Consider the following 22,343-nt stretch of genomic DNA (forward strand, 5'->3'; position numbering starts at 1 on the left):
AGCTCATGGCAGTTACAGCTTGGCGAATGACTTTCTACATGGCCATGGCCGCACTATTTTCACTATTGCCCTCATTGGCGACTGCCTCGGTGCTGACTGATATTGATGTTCAGCCCGCTGAGAACGGTGGCGCCCACCTTGACCTGCGGTTTACCGGCAGCATTCCGGAGCTGCGCAGCTACCGGTTGGACTCTCCACCCCGGGTATCGCTGGATTTGGCGGCAACACAGAGCGGGCTTGCTGATCGGCGCATCAATGTTAATCGTCACGGTATCGAGCACATTACCGCGCTGGAGGGCAATGGCCGTACGCGTTTGGTGATCAATCTCAGCGAGTCCCAGACGTTCACGTCCCGTGTGCTGGGGGATCGTCTACGTATTACCTTTGCTGCAGACGCCAGCCGCTCGTCTAATGCTTCTCCCCGTGTCGCTTCAGCGGGGCTTGAAACGGACGAAGGGCCGCAGATTGAAAATATTGATTTTCGCCGCGGCCCGGACGGCGCCGGACGGTTGATCGTCACCTTTGATCGCGAAGGCGTCGAGGCCAACGTGCGGGAAGGCGGGCCCGGTCAGGTGATGGTAGATCTGCGCGATGTGGCGATTCCAGATTCGCTAAACCAGGTCTACGATGTTACCGACTTTGCCACGCCGATTACCCGGATTACGCCCCGCGCCAGTCAAGGCAACACCCAGTTGGCCGTTGCCACCCAGGGCGCTTATGCGATGATCTCTTCGCAAAGTGGTCGCGTGCTGAGCGTGGAAGTGCAGCCCGCCAGTCCGGAATCACAATCCGCTGAAGCAACGGGTGAACGCTTCACCGGCGAGCGCTTGAGCCTTAACTTTCAGGATATCGAAGTACGCTCGGTGCTGGCCACGCTGGCTCAGTTCACCGGGTTAAACTTGGTCGCCAGCGACAGCGTCTCCGGGCGGGTAACGCTCAACTTAAATGACGTGCCCTGGGATCAGGCGTTGGCGTTGATTCTACAAAGCCAGGGGCTATCGAGCCGTGAACAGGGCAATGTGATTGTAGTGGCCCCCGCCAACGAGCTGGCCGAGCTGGAACGCCAGAAGCTAGAGGCGCGTAACCAGCGTGAAACGCTCTCACCGCTGGTCACCGAGTTTATCCAGATCAAGTACGCCCGGGCCGAGGATTTATCCCAACTGCTGCGCGGGGACGACGATTTTGGACTACTGACCGAGCGCGGTCGGGTGAGCGTTGATAAACGCACTAATACGCTGCTGGTGCAGGATACGGCTGACCAGGTGCGCGATATCATGCGCATCATAGACCGCCTGGACGTGGCCGTCCGCCAGGTGCAAATAGAGGCGCGCATTGTCATCGCCAGGGACACCGCTTCCCGCGAACTGGGGGTTAACTGGGGGGTGTCGAGCACCCGCGGCTTTCAAGAGGGGGAAGACGGCACCTTCAGTCGGCGCGATATCAACCCGAATGGCATTAACCGAGCGCAGGGAGGTTTGGCAGTAGATCTAGGCGCCGCCACAGGGCCAGGCACCGGCTTTAGCTTTGGCTATTTATCCGGCGATATCCTGCTGGATCTGGAGCTGCGCGCACTGGAGAGCGAAGGGAAAAGCCAGACCATTTCACAGCCTAGAATTATCACCGCCAATCAACGTACCGCCAAAATTAGCCAGGGTGAAGAGCGCGCCTTCCAGAGTGTCGATGGCAACGACAATCCGGATACCGAGTTTAAAGAAGCCGTACTTTCGTTGGAAGTCACCCCGCAGATTACCCCGGATAACCGTATTATTATGGATCTGGTGATCAAAAATGATAGTTTCCGTGAATCGGAGTTTGGCGGTGAGCCGCCGATTGATACCAACCAAATTGAGACCCAAGTGCTGGTAGATAACGGCCAAACGGTGGTGTTAGGCGGGATTTTGACCACTGAAGAGCTGCGCCAAATCGCCAAAACGCCGCTTTTGGGTGATATTCCTTTGCTCGGTAGACTGTTTCGCTATACCGAAGAGAGCAATGAAAAGGTAGAGTTGTTAGTCTTTATTACTCCACGACTCCTAGACGATGGCTTAACGGTTCGCTGATGCAGGATTTACCCAATTTATTTCTCATTGGCCCCATGGGGGCTGGCAAAAGCACTATTGGTCGCCTGTTGGCGGCCGAGCTTTCGCGCCCGTTTTACGACAGTGACCACGCCATCCAAGACCGCTGCGGGGCAGATATCCCGTGGATTTTTGATGTCGAGGGGGAGCAGGGCTTTCGCCTGCGGGAAATTCATATGATTGATGAGTTAACCCAGCTCTCTCCGGTGGTGGTCGCCACCGGCGGCGGTGCGGTGCTGCGGGAGGAGAATCGCCGCGCTCTGCGCGAGCGGGGCACGGTGGTCTACCTGTTGACCACCGTCGACCAGCAGCTCAAACGGACGGCGAAAGATCGCAACCGGCCTCTACTGCAGTGCGCCAATCGTGAGCAGGTGCTCAACGATATGTTTGCCCAGCGCGATCCGCTCTACCGCGCCACCTCGGATATTGCCGTGCGCACCGACCGGCGCAGCCCTCGGGCGGTGGTCAATGAAATCCTGCGCCGGGTGCACCGGCTGGTGGATCCACTCGAGCCCTCATCTCCGTCGGCTGGAACGCTTAACCATAAGGTATCGCCATGACCTCGACAGCCAGTGCGCCACGCACCCTTCACGTTGCTTTAGGCGAGCGCAGCTACCCGATTCATATTGGCACCGAGCTGATTGGCCGTGCCGATATGCTAACGCCTTATCTGGCCGGCCAGCAGGTGATGGTGGTGACCAACGAGACCATCGCACCGCTCTACCTGGAAAAGCTCTGCGCCAGCTTGCCGGAGCATCTTGAGGTGCGCACGGTGGTGCTTCCCGATGGCGAACAGTATAAAACCATCGAGCAGGTCAAGCGTATTTGGGATGTCCTGCTGGAGGCCGGTTTTAATCGTCGCTGCACGCTAATTGCTTTAGGCGGTGGGGTAATCGGCGATATGGTCGGCTACGCCGCCGCTTCCTATCAGCGAGGTGTAGCGTTTATCCAGGTGCCCACCACGCTGCTTTCCCAAGTGGATTCGTCGGTGGGGGGCAAAACCGGCGTTAACCACCCGCTGGGTAAAAATATGATCGGCGCTTTCTGGCAGCCCAAGGCCGTGCTGGTGGATATTGATTCACTTAAGAGCCTACCCCGCCGAGAGCTGTCGGCGGGTATGGCCGAGGTGATTAAGTATGGCTTGATTCGCGACGAAGCGTTTTTAAGCTGGTTGGAAGCCAATATGCCAGCACTGCTTGATGTTGAGCCCGAGGTGGTAGCCGAAGCCATCGCCCGCAGTTGCCAAATCAAAGCCGATATTGTCGCTGAGGATGAAACCGAACAGGGCGTGCGTGCGCTGTTAAACCTGGGCCACACCTTTGGCCACGCCATTGAGGCCCACCAGGGCTACGGTAACTGGCTGCACGGCGAAGCTGTGGGCGCTGGCATGGCCATGGCGGCCACGCTCTCTAACCGCTTGGGTTGGATCGACGACGCAGCCCTGGCGCGCAGCCTGGCAGTGATTGAGAGCGCCGAGCTGCCGTTGGCGGCACCGACGAATATGTCCAGTGATGACTTTTTAGCCCGCATGCGGCTGGATAAGAAAAATATCGATACCCGCCTTCGCCTGGTGCTGCTTAACGCCTTGGGCGATGCCTGCGTCAGCGATGCCACGCCCGTAGACGTTCTACGCACTCTGCTGGATGGCTATCCGCGCCGCTGATTGGTCTGGCTAAGTGGCCAATCAGAAGCCTTCAAACACTTCCTCTTAAGGGCCGGGGGTTGCAAACCCGGTCAACTATGCCCGCCCAATGTGCCTCTCTTTAGAAGGAGTGGTTTCATTGGGCGGGTTTTTATTCGCTCGGCTACATCGTGAGCCCATTTGTCGAACGCTGTTTTTATATAATCCGTATGCCTTATGCGCTATCGGCATGGGCTTGTAAGCGCTATTTAGACTAAAGTTTAATGGAAAATATAAAGCGTTAAAATAACGTTTTATGCGATTACAAGTGTTTGAAGTATATGTATTTTTTCTTTGAATGAGAATGCAAATACAGGATTTGAAAAGGGTTTCTGTAACGATGTAGGCGTCAAGAGATTGCGCAAAGCGTGTGCCAATCGCTATGCTGACCGGCCATTTTGTTGCGGCAGCGAACGTGGGAAATACCCCATTCTGGCTAGGTTATAAGCACCATAAAAAAAGCAAAACCTGCCTTTATACCACAAGCACGCTGCTAAAAAAATACGCTGACTAGTAGAGGCACGCCCATGAATAGAGGTCTTCACCAGCCTGGCGAGTTTCGCGATAACTGTGGTTTTGGCCTGATTGCCCATATGGAAGGCCAGGCTAGCCACGATTTGCTGAAAACTGCCATTGAATCCCTGACCTGCATGACCCACCGGGGCGGTATCGCTGCCGACGGCAAAACAGGCGACGGCTGCGGTCTGCTGCTTAAAATGCCTATTCCTTTTATGCAGGCGTTGGCCAAAGAGGCGTTTGATGCCGAGCTGGGCGACCGCTTTGCCGTGGGCGTAGTATTTCTACCCAACGATGATGCCCGGGAAACACGTGCCCGCGATACCCTGGTTCGCGAGCTGGAAGCGCGCGGCCTTAACGTGCTGGGCTGGCGCGATGTGCCGACTGATTCCAGTGTGTGTGGCCCCATGGCGTTGGACTGCCTGCCGCGTATTCGTCAGCTATTTGTACAGCCGGGCAACGGCGAACACTTCGACGTTGACCTCTTTATGGCCCGCCGCCGTGCCGAGCAGGCGCTGCGCGATGAAGAGGATTTCTACGTCGCCTCGCTATCGTCAGAAGTGGTCTCCTATAAAGGCCTGGTGATGCCGGAAGACCTACCGGCGTTCTATCAGGACTTGAACGACCCGCGCCTGGAAACCGCGATCTGCGTGTTCCACCAGCGCTTCTCCACCAATACCGCACCGCGCTGGCCGCTGGCCCAGCCGTTCCGTCTGTTGGCCCACAATGGCGAAATCAACACCATTGAAGCCAACCGTGGTTGGGCGAACTCGCGTAAGGCGAATTTCGTCAACGAACGCCTGCCGGATATCGCCGAGCTGGATGAAATCGTCAACACCACTGGTTCTGACTCCTCCAGCATGGATAACATGCTGGAAGTGCTGCTGACTGGCGGAATGGAGCTGCACCGTGCGGTACGCATGATGGTGCCGCCCGCTTGGCAAAATGTTGAAACCATGGATGCCGAGCTGCGCGCCTTCTACGAATACAACTCTATGCATATGGAGCCGTGGGACGGCCCTGCGGGTGTGGTGATGACCGACGGTCGTCAAGCGGTGTGTATGCTTGACCGTAACGGCCTGCGCCCGGCGCGCTGGGTAATTACTAAAAACGGCTACATTACCCTGGCCTCTGAAATCGGCACCTACGGCTATAAGCCAGAAGACGTGGTTGCTAAAGGCCGCGTTGGCCCTGGGCAAATGCTCGCCGTGGATACCGAAACCGGCGAAGTATTGCACACCTCCGATATCGATGAACGGTTGAAATCTGCTTATCCCTATAAGCGTTGGTTGAAGCAGGAAGCCAGCTATTTGGAGTCGGCGCTGACCGAACTGGCGCGTTTCCAAACCATGGATGCCGATTCGCTCAACGTTCAGCAGAAGATGTTCCAGGTGAGTTTTGAAGAGCGTGACCAGGTGCTGCGCCCGCTGGCGGAGAGTGGCCAGGAAGCCGTGGGCTCCATGGGTGACGATACCCCCATGGCGGTGCTGTCGAGCCGTCCGCGGTTGCTCACGGATTTCTTCCGTCAGAAATTTGCCCAGGTCACCAACCCGCCCATCGACCCGCTGCGTGAAGCGATCGTGATGTCGCTGGAAACCTGCTGTGGCGCGGAGCTTAACGTCTTTAAAGCGACGCCCGAGCACGCCCACCGTTTGATCTTGACCACGCCGGTATTGTCGCCGCGCAAGTTTACCGCCCTGGTCAGCCAGGACGACCCGGCTTTTGCCAGCTATACGCTTTCGCTAGGCTATGATCCTGAGCAGCAGAGCCTGCATCAGGCGCTGAAGGCACTGTGTGAAGAGGCCGAAGCTCAGGTGCGCGCCGGTAAAGTCATTCTGGTACTCACCGATGCTGAGCTTGCCAAAGGGTTGATCCCCATTCAGGCCGCCCTGGCCGTGGGTGCCGTGCACTCTCACTTGGGCCGTTTGGCGCTGCGTCCCAATGCCAACATCGTGGTGGAAACCGGCTACGCTCGCGACGCCCACCAAATGGCGGTGCTGTTTGGCGTGGGTGCTACGGCGGTTTATCCGTGGCTCGCCTATCAGGTCATGGCGGATATGCACCGCACCGGCGAACTGACCGGTAACCCGGCGGATGGACGTGAGAACTACCGTAAAGGGATACAGAAGGGCTTGTTCAAGATCCTGTCTAAAATGGGTATCTCGACGCTGGCTTCCTACCGTGGCTCAATGTTGTTTGAAGCCGTGGGCTTGGCAGATGAAGTAATGGATCTGTGCTTCGTGGGTATGGCCTCGCGCATTCAAGGGGCCGGTTTTGCCGAGCTTCAGATGCAGCAGGCACTGCTGGCCAAAGATGCCTGGATTCCCCGTAAAGGCATCTCCCAGGGCGGCATGTTCAAGTATGTTCACGGCCACGAGTATCACGCCTATAACCCCGATGTGGTGATGTCGCTACAGGCGGCGGTTCAGGAGGGCAGCTATACCAAGTGGAAGAAGTTCGCCCAGTTGGTGAACGAGCGCCCGGTGGCCACCATTCGTGACTTGCTCAAGCTCAAGCCTGCCGAGACCCCGATTGCCCTGGAAGAAGTAGAACCGGTTGAAGAGCTGCTGCCACGCTTTGATAGCGCCGGCATGTCGCTGGGAGCGCTATCGCCGGAAGCACACGAAGCGCTAGCCCAGGCCATGAACGAAGCCGGTGGTCGCTCCAACTCCGGTGAGGGCGGTGAAGACCCAGCCCGCTATGGCACCATTCGCAGCTCGAAAATCAAGCAGATCGCCTCTGGTCGCTTTGGCGTTACCCCGGCGTACCTGGTCAATGCAGAAGTGCTGCAGATCAAGGTTGCCCAGGGCGCCAAGCCCGGTGAGGGCGGTCAGTTGCCCGGCGGTAAGGTAAACCAACTGATTGCCCGGCTGCGCTACGCGGTGCCCGGTGTGACGCTGATTTCACCGCCGCCCCACCACGATATTTACTCTATCGAGGATTTGGCCCAGCTGATTTTTGACCTTAAGCAGGTCAATCCGGATGCCCAGGTGTCGGTGAAGCTGGTTTCCGAGCCGGGAATTGGCACCATCGCCACCGGCGTGGCCAAGGCCTACGCGGATCTGATTACCGTATCAGGCTACGACGGCGGGACAGCGGCCAGCCCGCTGACCTCGATCAAACACGCCGGTTCCCCCTGGGAACTGGGGCTGCCGGAAGTGCACCAGGCGCTGCGGATCAACGGCTTGCGCGACAAGATTCGCCTGCAGACCGATGGCGGCCTGAAAACTGGGCTGGATGTGGTCAAAGCGGCGATTCTAGGCGCTGAGAGCTTCGGCTTTGGCACCGCCCCCATGGTGGCACTGGGCTGTAAGTACCTGCGTATCTGTCACCTCAATAACTGCGCCACCGGGGTCGCCACTCAGGATGACTTCCTGCGCGGCGAGCACTTCCGCGGCACGGTGGACATGGTCAAGAACTACTTCCGCTTTATCGCTGAAGAAGTGCGTGAGTTGATGGCCATGCTGGGCGTGCGCAAGCTGACTGATTTGATTGGCCGTACCGACCTCCTGGAAGTACTGGAAGGCAATACCGCTTCCCAGCGCAAGCTCGATCTAACGCCGCTGCTGGCCAATGATTTTGTACCCAAAGATGCGCCGCAGTTCTGCAGGGTTAGCCGCAACGTGCCCCACGATCCGGGCGCTAAAAACCAGGAAGTCCTGGCGGCGCTGAAAGATGCTATTGAAAGCCAGTCGGGCGGTGAGTTTGATTTCACCATTACCAACTGTGACCGCAGTGTGGGCGCACTCACCTCTGGTGCTATCGCCAAACGCTACGGTGAAGAGGGGCTGGAAGCGGCACCGGTTACGGCAAACTTTGTCGGTGTGGCGGGGCAGAGCTTCGGGGTGTGGAACGCCCGTGGTTTGAACCTCTTCCTGGAAGGGGATGCCAACGACTACGTCGGCAAGGGCATGAACGGCGGCAGTATCGTCATTGTGCCGCCCAAAGTCAGTCAGTTTGAGAGCCATAAAACCGCCATTATCGGCAATACCTGCCTTTACGGTGCCACTGGTGGGACGCTGTTCGCCGCCGGTACCGCGGGCGAGCGCTTTGCAGTGCGTAACTCGGGCGCTTCCGCGGTGATCGAGGGGGCCGGCGACCACTGCTGCGAATATATGACCGGCGGTCTGGTCTGCGTACTCGGCGAGACAGGCGTGAACTTCGGTGCGGGCATGACCGGTGGGTTTGCCTATGTGTTGGATGAAGAGCGCACCTTCGTGGACAAGTACAACCACGAATTGGTCGAAATTCACCGCGTTAACACTGAAGCGATGGAGGCGTATCGTCGTCACCTGCGTGAAATGATCGAAGCCTATGTGGCCGCGACGGAATCCGCGCGTGGGGCGGCTATTTTGGAAGACTTCAGCGACTATGCGCGCCATTTCTGGCTGGTGAAGCCAAAAGCGGCCAGTTTAGGTAGTTTGCTGGATCAGTCTCGGCGTCAGCCGCAATAACCCGCTTATGCCCCTCACGCTGACAGGAGAGAGATCATGGCTAACCGTTTAAATAACGATTTTCAGTTTGTCGATGTGGGTCGTCAGGATCCACAGAAGAAAGATGCCCGTACTCGTGCTAAAGAGTTTGCGGAAATTTACGAACCGTTCAAGCCCACTGATGCGGCCAGTCAAGCGCATCGCTGCCTGCACTGCGGTAACCCCTACTGCGAGTGGAAGTGCCCGGTGCACAACTACATTCCCAACTGGCTACAGCTGGTGGTGGAAGGCAACATTATTGAAGCCGCTGAGTTGTCGCACAAAACCAACTCGCTGCCCGAAGTATGTGGACGCGTGTGCCCCCAGGATCGCCTGTGCGAAGGTGACTGCACGCTAAATGACGGCTTTGGTGCGGTCACCATCGGCTCGGTGGAGAAGTACATCACCGACACCGCGTTTGCCATGGGCTGGCGTCCGGATATGTCCCACGTCACCTGGACGGATAAAAAAGTCGCCATTATTGGTGCAGGCCCGGCGGGCCTGGGCTGTGCGGATATATTGGCCCGTAACGGCGTAAAGCCAGTGGTGTTTGATAAGTACCCGGAAATTGGTGGCCTGCTGACCTTTGGTATTCCCGAGTTCAAGCTGGAAAAGAGCGTGATGGAGCGCCGCCGGGCGGTCTTTGAGGAGATGGGCGTCGAGTTCCGCCTGAATACCGAAATCGGCACCGATATCGAGTTTGAGACCCTGATGCAAGAGTACGACGCGGTATTCCTGGGCATGGGTACTTACAAGTACATGGAAGGCGGCTTCCCCGGTGAAGACCTGCCCGGCGTGTACAAGGCCCTCGACTTCCTGATTGCCAACGTAAACCGCTGCTTGGGCTTTGAAAAAGACCCGAACGACTACATCTCCATGGAGGGTAAGCGCGTGGTGGTGCTGGGCGGCGGCGATACGGCGATGGACTGTAACCGTACTTCGATTCGTCAAAACGCCACCAGCGTGACCTGTGCGTACCGTCGTGACGAGGGCAACATGCCGGGTTCACGCCGGGAAGTCGCCAATGCTCGTGAAGAGGGCGTGGAGTTTCTGTTCAACCGTCAGCCGGTCGCGGTTGTCGGTGAAGAGAAGGTCGAAGGCGTGAAGGTCGTGCGCACCCGCTTGGGTGAGCCGGACGAAAATGGCCGTCAGCGTCCTGAAGTAGTACCCGGCTCTGAAGAGATCATTGCGGCGGATGCCGTGGTGATCGCCTTCGGTTTCCAAGCCAGCCCAGCGCCGTGGTTCGATAGCGCCAATATTCAGGTCGACGAGCGCGATCGCGTTACCGCGCCGGAACACGGCCAGTACGCCTTCCAAACCAGCAACGAAAAAATCTTTGCCGGTGGTGATATGGTGCGCGGCTCTGACTTGGTGGTCACGGCGATTTACGAAGGCCGCCAGGCGGCGGAAGGTATTCTGGATTACCTAGGCGTATAGAACGTGTCTGATGCATAGAGCAGCTCCAGGGATAGGTCGTAGCGAGGGTCTTTCGCCAAGGATGGCGAAAGTAGCGCCCAGGGAAGGGTTCACAGCGCCCTCGCGTAGACCTATCGCTGGGGCGGTTTAATGACTGCTCAGTTCAAATTGAGCCTTAAGCCGTAATCTGCTAGTCTGTCGACCCATCCTGGCGTGGCTTTCTGCCGTGCCTTCTGATCACGTTTCGACAGGTTATCCATGACACGATATATCTTCGTGACCGGCGGCGTTGTGTCCTCTCTTGGCAAGGGCATCGCCTCCGCCTCGCTTGCGGCGATTTTAGAGGCCCGCGGCCTTAAGGTCACCATGCTCAAGCTCGACCCGTACATCAACGTGGATCCGGGCACCATGAGCCCCTTCCAGCACGGTGAGGTGTTCGTCACCGAAGATGGCGCCGAAACCGACCTTGATCTCGGCCATTACGAGCGCTTTATTCGCACCAAAATGACCCAGCGCAACAACTTTACGACCGGACGTGTCTACGAGCACGTGCTGCGTAAAGAGCGCCGTGGCGACTACCTGGGCGGTACCGTTCAGGTTATCCCGCATATTACCGATGAGATTAAAGAGCGCGTGTACGCGGGCGGTGAAGGCTTTGATGTGGCGCTGGTAGAAATTGGCGGCACGGTTGGTGATATCGAATCGCTGCCTTTCCTGGAATCGATCCGCCAAATTCGTAGCGAGCAGGGCGCCAATCGCGCGCTGTTTATGCACCTGACGCTGGTGCCCTACATCAAAACGGCGGGCGAGACCAAAACCAAACCGACTCAGCACAGCGTTAAAGAGCTGCGCTCCATCGGTATCCAGCCTGATATCCTGATTTGCCGCAGCGAAGTAGAGCTCGAAGAGAGCGAGCGGCGCAAAATCGCCCTGTTCACCAACGTCGAAGAGCGTGCCGTGGTACCGCTTCAGGATGCCGATACGATTTATCGCATTCCGCTGATGCTCCACGAACACGGCCTGGACGAGATCGTTTGCGACAAGCTGCGCCTTGAAGCGCCCGAAGCCGATCTCTCCGAGTGGGTGAAGGTGTTGGACGCCAAGCTCAACCCGCTTAAATCAGTCAGCATCGCCATGGTGGGTAAGTACATGGAGTTGCTGGATGCCTATAAGTCGCTCAACGAAGCGCTGATTCACGCTGGCATCCAAGGTCGCATCAAGGTCAACGTCGACTATATTGACTCTGAAGATATCGAGCGCCACGGCACCGAGCGACTGGCGGGTAAAGACGCCATTCTGGTGCCCGGGGGCTTTGGCGAGCGTGGCGTAGAAGGCAAGATTATGACCGCTCAATTTGCCCGCGAAAACAACGTACCCTATTTAGGTATTTGCCTGGGCATGCAGGTAGCGGTGATTGAGTTCGCCCGTAACGTCGCAGGCTGGAAGGATGCCAACTCCACCGAGTTCACTCACGAAACCCAGCATCCTGTGGTCGGGTTGATTACTGAATGGCTGAGCCCGGAAGGCAAAATCGAGTTGCGTGATGCGGCGTCCGATTTAGGCGGCACCATGCGTTTAGGTGGCCAGGTGTGCCACTTGGCATCGGGTTCTAAAGCACGCGAGGCCTATGGTTCCGAAGAGATTGTGGAGCGCCATCGCCATCGCTTTGAGGTTAATAACCAGTTTATCGATGAGCTTGAAAAAGCCGGGCTGGTTATCTCGGGTAAGAGCGTTGATCAGTCGCTGGTGGAAATGGTCGAGTTGGCGGATCACCCCTGGTACGTGGCCTGTCAGTTCCATCCAGAGTTCACGTCGACGCCCCGTGATGGACACCCACTGTTCTCGGGCTTTGTTAACGCCGCCCTGGATCACAAAACAGCGCGTAGTCGCGCCCATGCGAATGCGCAGGAATAAGAGGGCAAAAGCATGGCTTCTCAAGACCGTTCTCAAGAGCCGTCTCAAGATGGATCGCAAGAGCGCCATATTAACGTTGCCGGCTTAACCGCCGGCAACTCCTTGCCGCTAATGTTGTTGGGCGGTATGAACGTGCTGGAGTCTGCGGAGCTTGCCGACGAAGTCGCTCAAGCCTACGTGACTGTGACCCAGAAGCTGGGGTTGCCCTATGTTTTCAAGGCCAGCTTCGATAAAGCCAACCGCAGCTCCATCCACTCCTACCGTGGCCCTGGTATTGAAAAAGGGCTGCAGATTCTTGCCGATATCAAAGCTCGCCACAACGTGCCGATCATTACCGATGTGCATGAGCCGTGGCAGGCGCAAGCAGCCGCTGAAGTGGCTGATATTATTCAACTGCCGGCCTTTTTGGCTCGCCAGACTGATTTGGTCGTGGCCATGGCCAAAACCGGCGCCGTCATCAATATCAAAAAGCCGCAGTTTTTGGCGCCCCATGAAATGCGCCATATCCTCAGCAAGTTCCAGGAAGCGGGTAACGATCAGCTGATGCTCTGCGAGCGTGGCTCAAGCTTTGGTTACAACAACCTGGTTGTGGATATGCTCGGCTTTGGTGATATGAAGCAGACCGGCTATCCGGTATTTTTTGATGTGACCCATGCGCTGCAACGCCCTGGTGGGCGGGCCGACAGTGCAGACGGGCGCCGCGCACAGGTGGCGGAGTTAGCGCGTGCAGGTGTGGCTGTTGGCCTTGCCGGGCTGTTTTTAGAGGCCCACCCTGACCCAGACAACGCCAAGTGCGATGGCCCCTGTGCGCTGCCGCTGGATCAGCTAGAGCCGTTCTTAACTCAGCTTGTGCAGCTGGATGCGCTGGTCAAGGGGTTTGAACCGCTAACCATTCGCTAAGCTGTTTTTGCTAATCAGGGCGTCGTTGAGTAGGGCGTTATATTAATAATTTTATCTAACTAACAGGAAAGGACACTGCCATGACCAAAATTGTTGCTATCAGTGCGTTGGAAGTGCTGGATTCACGCGGTAACCCCACCGTGCAGGCGCATGTACGCCTTGCCAGTGGCGCTGTCGGCGAAGCCTGTGCACCCAGTGGTGCCTCGACCGGCTCCCGGGAAGCGTTAGAGCTGCGCGACGGCGATAAGTCGCGCTACCTGGGTAAGGGCGTGCTGAAAGCAGTCGATGCGGTCAATGGCAAAATTCGTGATGCGCTGCTGGGTATGGATGCCCGTGACCAACGTGGCCTGGACGATGCCATGCTGGCGCTGGATGGCACCGAGAACAAAGCGAATCTGGGCGCTAACGCCATTCTAGCCGTCTCGCTGGCTGCCGCTAAAGCCGCTGCTAACGCCAAAGGCGTGCCGCTGTATGCCCATATTGCCGAGCTTTATGGCCAGCCGGGTCAGTACAGCATGCCGGTTCCGATGATGAATATCATCAACGGCGGCGAGCACGCGGATAATAACGTCGATATACAGGAATTTATGGTGCAGCCAGTGGGCGCGCCCAACTTCCGTGAAGGGCTGCGCATGGGCGCTGAAATTTTCCACGCGCTGAAAAAAGTGCTCGCGGCGAAAGGGCTCTCTACCTCCGTCGGTGACGAGGGCGGCTTTGCGCCTAATCTGGCCTCTAACGCTGATGCGCTGGCGGTGATTAAACAGGCCGTGGCAGATGCAGGTTACGTACTGGGTAAAGACGTTACCCTGGCGTTGGATTGTGCGTCTTCCGAGTTCTATAAAGACGGCCAGTACAACCTTTCTGGTGAAGGCAAAAGCTACGACGCCCAAGGCTTTACCGATTACCTGGCAGGCCTGTGCGCCGATTACCCGATTGTGTCCATCGAAGACGGCATGGATGAATCCGATTGGGCGGGCTGGAAAGCGCTAACGGATAAGTTGGGCGATAAAGTACAGCTCGTGGGCGATGACCTATTCGTCACCAACACCAAGATTCTCAAGCGCGGTATTGATGAGAAGATTGGTAACTCTATCTTGATCAAATTCAACCAGATCGGCTCGCTTTCTGAGACGCTGGATGCCATCAAGATGGCCCAGGATGCGGGCTTTACGGCGGTTATTTCTCACCGCTCCGGTGAAACCGAAGATACCACCATTGCCGATTTGGCAGTGGGTACCTGTGCCGGGCAGATCAAAACGGGTTCCCTGTGCCGCTCTGACCGGGTTGCCAAGTACAACCGTTTGCTGGTGATTGAAGCGGAGCTTGGTGAGGTAACCTACCCAGGTTTGAAGGCAATTAAGGGGCAGTAAAAAACCAATTTCGAGCGAATTTTGCGAGGCGTTTGTAAGAGATGTCTCAAAATTTTGTAAGAGATATCTTACAAATGCCGACGAAATTCGCTCGTTTTGGGTAAGAAATTGCCTATTTTTTCACTAATTTAACTTTAAGTTTTTGTTTTTGTTGGTTTTTTAAAATAAGGCGAGCCGCAAAGGCTCGCCTTTTTGCATTTTGGCTTTGTTGAGAAGCCGCTGTGATATGCCACAATGCATTCAGGACTAGGGGAGGCAAGGACGCTTCAGTCAGGATGCAGCGGGATGTAGGTCAGATGCGCCGGGTGATACAGTGAGGTAAGTCCCGGCAAGGATGTCATCTGAGGAGGTTGATCCAGGGAGTGGTCAGAGGAAGTGCTTGGAGCGGGCGGCCTACGGGCCGCCTTTTTTTGTCTGGGGTTTGGGACAACACACTTTTTGACGACCCACTGTCGGCGACACAATAAAAAAACCAGCGTGGTCGCTGGTTTTAAAAAGAAGTGCTGATGAGTGGATAGTCAGCCTTAGCGTTCTAATTTCTCAAGCTTACCTGGCTTGCCGTCCCACTCTTCGGCGTCCGGCAACGGATCTTTTCTTTCGGCAATGTTCGGCCACACTTCGGCCATTTCAGCATTAATCTCGATAAAGGCCTCTTGCCCATCCGGCAGCTCATCCTCGGAGAATATCGCCTCGGCGGGGCACTCGGGCTCACACAGCGCGCAGTCGATACACTCGTCCGGATGAATGACCAGGAAGTTCGGGCCCTCGTAGAAACAGTCGACCGGGCAGACTTCCACACAGTCGGTGTATTTGCACTGGATGCAGTTCTCGGTAACGACAAACGTCATCTTGCTATCCCTCTTGCAGGGCCGAGAGTCTCTCAGCCATGGTCAATCGTGAATGGTTATAAATCAGCCGTTTTTTATAAGCTAAAAGTTTGAGCGACATTCTAGAGGTGCGCCTACCTGTCGGCAAGCGCCATATGATTCTCGTTGGTAGCAATGCTAGTACAGGTTTCCGCGAGGGCGCTGTGAGCCCATCCTAGGGCGCTACTTTTTCAAGACCCTCGCTCCAACCTGCCCTGGCACTAGAAGCTCACTTATGGCCTTCCAAGTTATGAGCACTATTAGATCAGGTCTCGCCACTGATACAACAGTGCAAGTGCTTCCCGCGGCGTTAAATCATCCACATCGATGTTTTCCAACGCCTCTACCACCGGATGCGGCGCGGCGGCGAACAGATCGTTTTGCTGGGGAGTGGTTCGCGGCGCCTGTGCTGTGTTATCTACATCGCGTTGTTCCAGGCTCACCAGCTTTTCGCGGGCACGCTTAATCACATGATTGGGCACACCCGCCAATTGCGCCACCTGCAAGCCGTAGCTCTGGCTGGCCGGGCCCGCTTCGATGCGGTGCATAAACACAATGCTGTCGCCATGTTCGGTAGCCGTGAGGTGGATATTGGCCACGCCTTCCATATGCTCAGGCAGCGCCGTCATTTCAAAGTAGTGGGTCGCGAACAGGGTTAGCGCACGCCCCTTGGCGAGATGCTCCGCACTTGCCCAGGCCAGGGATAAACCGTCAAAGGTACTGGTGCCACGGCCAATCTCATCCATCAGGATCAAACTTTGCTGGGTGGCGTTGTGGAGAATATTGGCGGTTTCAGTCATCTCCACCATAAAGGTAGAGCGCCCGCCCGCCAAGTCATCCGATGAGCCAATGCGGGTAAATATTCGATCCAGTGGGCCGATCTCGGCGGCATCGGCGGGCACGAAGCTACCGCAGTGGGCCAGCAGGGCGATGAGCGCCGTTTGACGCATATAGGTCGATTTACCGCCCATATTGGGGCCGGTAATAATCAACATATGCTGGTCAGGATTGAGTGTCACGTCGTTAGGCACAAAGGGAGTTTCGCTCACCTGCTCGACCACCGGGTGACGCCCCGCGTCGATTTGAATACCGGTGGTTTCCGTGAGTGTCGGACGCACCCAGTTCAGCGCCTCGGCGCGTTCGGCAAAGGCGCACAGCACATCCAGTTCCGCCAAGGCTTGAGAAGTGCTTTGCAGCGCGTGAAGGCTGTTATTGAGATCGCCCAGCAGGCGGTCATAGAGCCATTTTTCACGGGTGAGCGCTCGGGACTTGGCCGACAGCGCCTTATCTTCAAACTCTTTAAGCTCGGGAATAATAAACCGCTCGGCATTTTTTAGCGTTTGACGGCGGATATAGTCGGCTGGCGCCTGCTGAGCCTGGGAGCGCGGCAGCTCGATAAAGTAGCCGTGTACCCGGTTGTAGCCCACTTTGAGGTTGGCAAGGCCCGTGCGCTCGCGCTCGCGCAGCTCTAGCTGAATAAGGTAGTCACCCGCGTTCTCGGCCATGCCGCGATGCTCATCAAGTTCAGCATCAAAACCGTCGGCAATCACCCCTCCATCGCGGATCACCACCGGCGGGTTTTCCACCAGCGCGCGGCTGAGCATATCGGCCATTTCCGGGTAGGGACGAATATGCGGGCGCAGGTTGTCCAAAGCGCTGCCGCTCTCTACCTCGCTTAGCTGCTGCTCCAGTTCCGGGAGCGTTACCAATGCATCGCGCAGCCGTGCCAAATCGCGCGGACGGGCGCTATACAATGCCACGCGGGCGAGAATGCGCTCCACGTCGCCCACCGCGCTTAACGTTTCGCGCAGTGGCATATAGGCGGCATCCAGGCTTAACAGCGCCACCCCTGCATGGCGCCCCTGCACGATATCGCGTTGGCGGAGCGGGCGGTTGAGCCAGCGCTTGAGCAGCCGCGAACCCATGGCGGTGGTACAGGTGTCCAGCACGCTGGCCAGAGTGTTATCGCTACTGCCGCCCAGGTTGATATCGATTTCCAGATTACGGCGGCTGGCGGCGTCGATTACCACCGCATCGTCGCGGTTCTCAACGCTGATGGCGGTCACGTGGGGGAGGCGCGAGCGTTGGGTGTCCCGGGCGTAATCGATCAGTACCCCCGCAGCAATCAGCGCCGTGGATAAGTGCGCACAGCCAAAGCCGCGTAAATCCTGCACTTCAAACTGGTCGCAGAGGCTGCGAGTAGCGCTCTCCAGGTCAAACAGCCACTCCCCCTGGCGGCGCAGGCTGCGCTTTTGCGACCAGGTATCGGGTAGCGTCAGGCTTTCGGGCACCAGCAGTTCGGCGGGAGAGAGGCGAGTGAGCTCCGCCAGCATCTCCGCTTCGCTCTCCACTTCCAGTACGTTAAAACGCCCGCTGGAGAGTTCCAGCCAGGCAAGCCCCCACCTCTCTTTGCCGGGGGAGACTGACACCAGTACGTTGTCGCGGCGGGCATCAAGCAACGCTTCATCGTGGAGCGTACCGGGGGTGACGATACGTACCACCTGGCGCTCGACGGGGCCTTTGCTGGTGGCGGGATCGCCAATCTGCTCGCAGATCGCCACCGACTCGCCACCGGCAACCAGACGCGCGAGATAGCCTTCAGCGCTATGGTAAGGTACGCCCGCCATGGGGATCGGTTTGCCGCCCGACTGGCCGCGCTGGGTAAGGGTAATATCCAGCAGCGCGGCGGCGCGCTTGGCGTCGTCGAAAAACAGTTCGTAAAAATCCCCCATGCGGTAGAACAGCAGTACCTCGGGGTGCTCGCGTTTGATCTTTAAATACTGGGTGATCATTGGCGTGTTGGCGGGAATAGCCTGTGACATGGGCATCCTGATTAAGCGTAGCGCAAACCATTACGGCTTACGGCGTGTTCGTTGAGCCAGTTCTTGGTTCAAGTTCTTTGAGCAAGCTAAACGCAGTATTCTACGCTGAACAGACGACACACTTGAAGGAGCGAAGATAGTGCCCCGCGAAACTAGCCTGAAAAAATATCCGCTATTTGCCTGACGCCATATTCGACTCCCAATATGTTGTGTTTGAGTGTTTCCACGATGGTTTGTAAAAATGCATATAATCGTAGTCAGGCTACGATTATAAAGGTTAAGCTAAATAGATCTCTATTTGGAAAAGGTGTATAAAACGTAGCATGGCTACGAATATTTCAGGCAAACTAAAAGCTCTCTATACCAAGCTGACTCCAGGGGCGCCTTTTACCGCAGCCGATCTGATGTCTCTGGGTATTTCGGCAGACCTTGCTGTGTACTACGTGCGAGCAGGCTGGCTACTGCGTTTGGCACGTGGCGTCTACTGCCGACCAAACGATGAGCTACAGTTGAACCCTTGCCTTCTCTTGCTGCAACACAAGCTTAAGGGACTTCACGTTGGCGGTAAGTCGGCGCTCGACTGGTACGGGGTGCGCCATTACCTCGCGCAACAGCCTACTCTACGCTTATACGGTTGGGCTGACGGACAGCTGCCGAGCTGGTTTGTAGAGCGTTTCCCGGCCGATTATCACCGCAAGCGCATTTTCGATGAACACCCCGATGCATTACTGCACGTTCGCCCCTTTGAAAGGCGGGATGGGGCGCCGCTGGTTTCGTCGCCAGAAAGAGCGTTGCTTGAGCTGTTGAGTGAAGTTGGCTTGCGGCAGCCGTTACAGGAAGCCCAGGAACTGGTGGAAAGTTCCTATAACCTGCGCGTTAAAGTACTGCAAGAGCTTTTGCAGTGTTGCTCCAGCGTTAAGACAGTAAGGCTGTGCCTACAGCTTGGTCGGGAAGGGGGGCTGCCGTGGGCTGACAAGCTTGATCCAAGTATATTGCCGACTGGCAGTGACCGGCCTTGGGTGTCTAAATCTGCTGATGGTCTGTTGGTGCTAAAGCCATGAATTCTGCGTATCTCGATACAGCACGCCTACTCACGCAAGTCGCCCCACTGGTATTTGTGGATGATACCTTTGCGCTGAAAGGTGGTACGGCCATCAATCTTTTTGTGCGCGATATGCCGCGATTGTCAGTTGATCTCGACTTGCTGTTTTGTGATTACAGGCTACCGCGTCAGCAAGCACTAGCGAGGATTAGTGACGCTATTCGGCAGTCGGCTGATCGATTGACTAAACAGGGATTCCAAGCACATTTACCCCCTGCTGAAGCCGGTGAGACTAAGCTGCTGGTGCGACGAGGAGGCACAGAGGTTAAAATCGAAGTTAATTGTGTGCTGCGTGGCACTGTGCAGCCCGTGCGTCGAGCTTCTCTTACCTCTGTTGCCAGTGATGTATTGATGGCCGATCTGGAAATACCCGTCGCTTCGTTGGAGGATCTCTATGGCGGCAAGCTGGTCGCCGCCCTGGATCGTCAGCACCCACGCGATCTATTCGATGTGTCTCAACTTTTTGAAAATGAGGGGATCACCCCCGGCATTCGCCGCGCCTTCGTTGTTTACCTCGCCAGTCACAACCGTCCGGTGCATGAGGTTTTATGTCCACAACGGAGGGATATCGGCTATGACTACAAACACAATTTCGATGGGATGACGTCCCAGCCCGTGACGCTCGAAGCATTGCTCACAACACGCGAACGAATGATAAGCGAACTTCGAATGGGGCTAGACGAAAGCGAACGTCGTTTTTTGCTATCGCTAGTGGCCGGAGAGCCTGATTGGTCGCTGATGGATATTGCTCATCTAGAGCAACTTCCGGGTATTCGTTGGAAACTGCGCAATTTAGTGCAACTGAAAAAATCCAATGCGAAGAAATTTGCCGAGCAGACCGATGTGTTGTCTACACTGCTGGCATGAACGCTTAGCTTCGGCAGCCCGGCTTGCCTGAACAGACGACACACTTGAAGGAGCGAAGATAGTGCCCAGCGAAACTAGCCTGAAAAATCTTGATTTAACCCTGTTGGCTCAGCGGCTAGGGCGGCTGTGTAAGCAGTTGGATGTGGAAGTGACCGCCGCGGAGTCATGCACAGGGGGCGGCATTGCCAGCGCTATCACCTCCACTGCGGGAAGCTCTGCTTACTTTACGACTGGCTATGTGACCTATTCGAATGCGGCTAAAACTCGCTTGTTAGGCGTGCCTGAGGCCACGCTGGCCGAGCACGGTGCGGTAAGCGCAGAAGTGGTTAATGCCATGGTCGCAGGGGCCTGCCGTGAAAGTGGCGCAGGATTGGCCGTTGCCGTTAGCGGCGTGGCTGGGCCGGATGGCGGCAGCGATGCGAAGCCAGTGGGGACGGTTTGGCTGGCCTGGGGAGATACCGCTGCCCAGGAGGCAGAGTGCTTTCACTTCCCTGGCGATCGCCAGGCTGTGCGAGAGCAGGCGGTACGTCAGGCCTTGGTAGGGCTGGTGGCGCGCCTGAATGAGCGGGAAAAGGCGAGCAAGACGCACTAGTGGTAAGGAAAAGGTGCTTATCCAGAACGGCGCATAAGAAAATAGATGAGAGAAAGCGTGATCAAGGATTTGTTTACGGCGTAATCTTTGGCATACTACTGGCTAATTATACAGCTTGTTATGAGGAATCACCGAATGGCTCAGGATGACAACCGCACTAAAGCGCTAAACGCTGCACTCACCCAAATCGACCGTCAGTTCGGCAAGGGCACCGTTATGCGTCTCGGCGACGCGCCGCGTGTCGTCATGCCGTCGGTTTCCACCGGATCATTGGGTCTGGATATCGCACTCGGCATCGGCGGCCTGCCGTTTGGCCGCGTGTGCGAAATCTTTGGCCCGGAGTCGTCGGGTAAAACCACCCTGACCCTCTCGGTGATTGCTCAGGCGCAAAAGCAGGGCAAAGTGTGTGCCTTCGTGGACGCCGAGCATGCCCTTGACCCCAGCTACGCCGAAAAATTGGGCGTTAACCTGGATGACCTGCTGGTTTCTCAGCCGGACACCGGCGAGCAAGCGCTGGAAATTACCGACATGCTGGTTCGCTCCGGCGGTGTTGATGTGATTGTTATCGACTCCGTGGCTGCGTTAACCCCGCGCGCTGAAATCGAAGGCGAAATGGGGGACTCCCACGTCGGGCTGCAGGCGCGTTTGATGTCTCAGGCGCTGCGTAAAATCACTGGTAATATCAAGAACGCCAACTGCCTGGTGATCTTCATCAACCAGATCCGCATGAAAATTGGTGTCATGTTTGGTAGCCCTGAAACCACCACGGGGGGTAACGCGCTGAAGTTCTACTCCAGCGTGCGTTTGGATATCCGCCGCACCGGGTCGGTAAAAGTGGGTGATGAAGTCACCGGTAACGAAACCCGCGTGAAAGTAGTCAAAAACAAGGTGGCACCGCCATTCCGTCAGGCTGAATTCCAGATTCTTTACGGTAAGGGTATCTACCACGCCGGTGAGGTCATTGATCTGGGCGTGCAGTGTAACCTCGTCGACAAAGCCGGTGCCTGGTACAGCTATAAAGGTAAGAAAATCGGTCAGGGTAAAGCCAATTCAGCGCTCTACCTGGAAGAGCACCCGGAAATTATGCTCGAAATCGAAACGCAGATTCGTGAGCAGCTGTTGGCCAAGCCTGACCCTAAAAAGGAGAAGGAAGATGCGCCAGCCGAAGCAGCAGAATTGGACGCGGGCGATGACGATCTGCTCTAAGACGATGCTAGCGAAGCCGATGTTAGCGAAGAGCGTCTGATGGCCTTTAGCTCCCAGCGCGATGCCACGCCCCGTGACATCGCCATTGGCTTACTGGCTCGGCGCGAATACTCCCGCGCCGAGCTTGCCCAGCGGTTGAAGAAAAAATCCTTCGACGATGCCGCTATTGATGAGTGCTTGGACACCTTGGTTGAACAAGGGCTGCAGTCTGACGCTCGCTTTGCGGCCAGTTTCGTACGCACGCGTATTCTGCGCGGCCAAGGCGTTATTCGTATTAAAGGCGAGTTGCGCCAGCGCGGCGTTGACCAGGAAACCCTTACCACCGCTTTTGAAGAGGTGGAGAAGGGCGAGCAGGTCGACTGGTTTGAGCTAGCCCGGGAAACCCTGGCGCGGCGCTTTGATAGCCCTGGTGAGACCCCCAAAGAGCGCGCTAGACGCGAGCGCTTTCTCGCCAGCCGCGGCTTCGATTTTGAGCAAATTCGCTACGCGCTCTCCTGCCTCTAATACGTTTTCTACAGCCCGTAACCCATCCCCTCTTACA

15 protein-coding genes are annotated in these 22,343 nt (G+C 56.6%); 13 read left to right on the top strand and 2 right to left on the bottom strand.

The window, feature by feature from the left end:
- The first annotated feature begins 5 nt into the window (after positions 1 to 5).
- The 8 genes from pilQ to eno all read left to right on the top strand — a co-directional run bounded on the left by pilQ (position 6) and on the right by eno (position 14,347).
- A complete protein-coding gene (pilQ, locus tag OM794_RS03665; RefSeq protein ID WP_226250429.1) occupies positions 6 to 2,060 on the top strand; it encodes a type IV pilus secretin PilQ in 2,055 nt (684 codons plus the stop codon).
- Complete coding sequence (gene aroK / locus OM794_RS03670; RefSeq protein ID WP_226250428.1) at positions 2,060 to 2,638, top strand: shikimate kinase AroK; 579 nt, start codon at positions 2,060 to 2,062, stop codon at positions 2,636 to 2,638. Before pilQ ends, aroK begins: the two co-directional genes overlap by 1 nt.
- Entirely contained in the window at positions 2,635 to 3,741 is a 1,107-nt protein-coding gene (gene aroB / locus OM794_RS03675; RefSeq protein ID WP_226250427.1) for a 3-dehydroquinate synthase, read from the top strand. The genes aroK and aroB overlap by 4 nt, the downstream gene beginning before the upstream one ends.
- A 545-nt stretch (positions 3,742 to 4,286) precedes the next feature.
- Positions 4,287 to 8,729 (top strand): glutamate synthase large subunit, encoded by a 4,443-nt coding sequence (gltB, locus tag OM794_RS03680; RefSeq protein ID WP_226250426.1) that lies wholly within the window; start codon positions 4,287 to 4,289, stop codon positions 8,727 to 8,729.
- A gap of 36 nt (positions 8,730 to 8,765) precedes the next feature.
- Positions 8,766 to 10,184 (top strand): FAD-dependent oxidoreductase, encoded by a 1,419-nt coding sequence (locus OM794_RS03685; RefSeq protein WP_211595794.1) that lies wholly within the window; start codon positions 8,766 to 8,768, stop codon positions 10,182 to 10,184.
- Positions 10,185 to 10,421: 237 nt separating this feature from the next.
- On the top strand, positions 10,422 to 12,077 hold the full coding sequence (locus OM794_RS03690; protein ID WP_226250425.1) for a CTP synthase: 1,656 nt from the start codon (positions 10,422 to 10,424) through the stop codon (positions 12,075 to 12,077).
- 12 nt (positions 12,078 to 12,089) lie between these two features.
- Complete coding sequence (kdsA, locus tag OM794_RS03695) at positions 12,090 to 12,977, top strand: 3-deoxy-8-phosphooctulonate synthase (protein WP_226250424.1); 888 nt, start codon at positions 12,090 to 12,092, stop codon at positions 12,975 to 12,977.
- A gap of 80 nt (positions 12,978 to 13,057) precedes the next feature.
- A complete protein-coding gene (eno, locus tag OM794_RS03700) occupies positions 13,058 to 14,347 on the top strand; it encodes a phosphopyruvate hydratase (protein WP_226250423.1) in 1,290 nt (429 codons plus the stop codon).
- A 524-nt stretch (positions 14,348 to 14,871) separates the two neighbouring features.
- On the opposite strand, the gene fdxA is transcribed toward eno, so the two are convergent.
- Positions 14,872 to 15,195, bottom strand: a complete 324-nt coding sequence (gene fdxA / locus OM794_RS03705) for a ferredoxin FdxA (RefSeq protein WP_007111508.1) — start codon at positions 15,193 to 15,195, stop codon at positions 14,872 to 14,874.
- Between the two features lie 278 nt (positions 15,196 to 15,473).
- Positions 15,474 to 18,035, bottom strand: coding sequence for a DNA mismatch repair protein MutS (gene mutS, locus OM794_RS03710; protein WP_226250422.1), 2,562 nt, complete (start codon positions 18,033 to 18,035; stop codon positions 15,474 to 15,476).
- A gap of 323 nt (positions 18,036 to 18,358) precedes the next feature.
- On the opposite strand from mutS, the gene OM794_RS03715 reads away from it, so the two are divergent.
- The 5 genes from OM794_RS03715 to OM794_RS03735 all read left to right on the top strand — a co-directional run bounded on the left by OM794_RS03715 (position 18,359) and on the right by OM794_RS03735 (position 22,306).
- Complete coding sequence (locus OM794_RS03715; protein ID WP_226250421.1) at positions 18,359 to 19,096, top strand: type IV toxin-antitoxin system AbiEi family antitoxin domain-containing protein; 738 nt, start codon at positions 18,359 to 18,361, stop codon at positions 19,094 to 19,096.
- A complete protein-coding gene (locus OM794_RS03720) occupies positions 19,093 to 20,004 on the top strand; it encodes a nucleotidyl transferase AbiEii/AbiGii toxin family protein (protein WP_226250420.1) in 912 nt (303 codons plus the stop codon). The genes OM794_RS03715 and OM794_RS03720 overlap by 4 nt, the downstream gene beginning before the upstream one ends.
- A 58-nt stretch (positions 20,005 to 20,062) precedes the next feature.
- The gene (locus tag OM794_RS03725; protein ID WP_226250508.1) at positions 20,063 to 20,596 is read left to right on the top strand and encodes a CinA family protein; all 534 of its coding nucleotides are present in this window, start codon (positions 20,063 to 20,065) and stop codon (positions 20,594 to 20,596) included.
- A 135-nt stretch (positions 20,597 to 20,731) separates the two neighbouring features.
- Positions 20,732 to 21,802, top strand: a complete 1,071-nt coding sequence (gene recA / locus OM794_RS03730) for a recombinase RecA (protein ID WP_226250419.1) — start codon at positions 20,732 to 20,734, stop codon at positions 21,800 to 21,802.
- 39 nt (positions 21,803 to 21,841) lie between these two features.
- Positions 21,842 to 22,306, top strand: coding sequence for a regulatory protein RecX (locus tag OM794_RS03735; RefSeq protein ID WP_226250418.1), 465 nt, complete (start codon positions 21,842 to 21,844; stop codon positions 22,304 to 22,306).
- The last annotated feature ends 37 nt before the right edge of the window (positions 22,307 to 22,343 follow it).

It is taken from the genome of Halomonas sp. BDJS001 (assembly GCF_026104355.1).
Lineage (GTDB): Bacteria > Pseudomonadota > Gammaproteobacteria > Pseudomonadales > Halomonadaceae > Vreelandella.